Below are 797 nucleotides of genomic sequence, written 5' to 3'. Positions count from 1 at the left end.
CAGTGTGTGTTCAATGGTCGTTCACGCCAGAAGGTGAACAGGATTGGGCAAGGCCCAGACGCAAAAACCCCCGGATTACGAGCAACTTTGGTCGGCTGGTCGTATATCCGGGGGTCAAAAGCAGGCTCCGCGCCTGCAGAGAGTATAGCCATGATGCGTAATCAAGATCAACATCCCCTGCCGACCTTAAGTGCAGGGGAGCATGAATAGTCAAACTGCCGCGCAGGTAAACCCTGCAAAATCAACACCTTCCCGCCGTGGTGCCAATAATATTTTACGTCGCGGGCAACAAAAAATTCATCGTCGATACACCCCGCAGATGCGTTGCAGCGTCCCCAGAGGCATGGCGGGCAAGGTGGTCGCGCGTCTTTCGGGGCATGACTGGCGCCGCAACGGCGACCTGCGCGCCCTGCGTCAGACGGGATATGTCCCCTATGCCGAGCGTGGCAATCCTCACTACCAACCCAAACCCATGCGGGTCTGCGCGCGCAGCGAGAGCCGCGAGGCACTGACGGCACTTTCGCTGGTGCTGGGCGCCAACTGTGACTACAACCCGGACAGTGATTACCCGTTTGAACTCATGCTGCCGTTCGAGACGGTGGCGCAGTACATGGGGGTGCTGCACGTCTACGAGAGTGGACGCAAGGCGTATGACGTGGCGCTCAATGCGCTCTCGGTGCTCGAGCAGCTGGAGTACGTCATCGTCTCGCGCGGACGCGACAGTGACTCGGGGCAAAACAAGCCGCTGCGGCTGTGGCTGACGGATAAATTCTTCACCAGCCGGGGTATCGGCGTGG

1 protein-coding gene and 1 pseudogene are annotated in these 797 nt (G+C 59.5%); both read left to right on the top strand.

Annotated features, from left to right (window positions below; genetic code table 11):
• Positions 1 to 210: hypothetical protein (locus tag AC4PR2_RS29295; protein WP_492176100.1), on the top strand; the 210-nt coding region annotated here is incomplete at its 5' end.
• A pseudogene (locus tag AC4PR2_RS29290) lies at positions 203 to 797 on the top strand (Replication protein); the annotation flags it as partial. The gene AC4PR2_RS29295 and the pseudogene AC4PR2_RS29290, both read left to right, overlap by 8 nt.

Source organism: Serratia sp. A07 (assembly GCF_058725505.1).
This window is presented reverse-complemented; position numbering and strand designations above follow the sequence as displayed.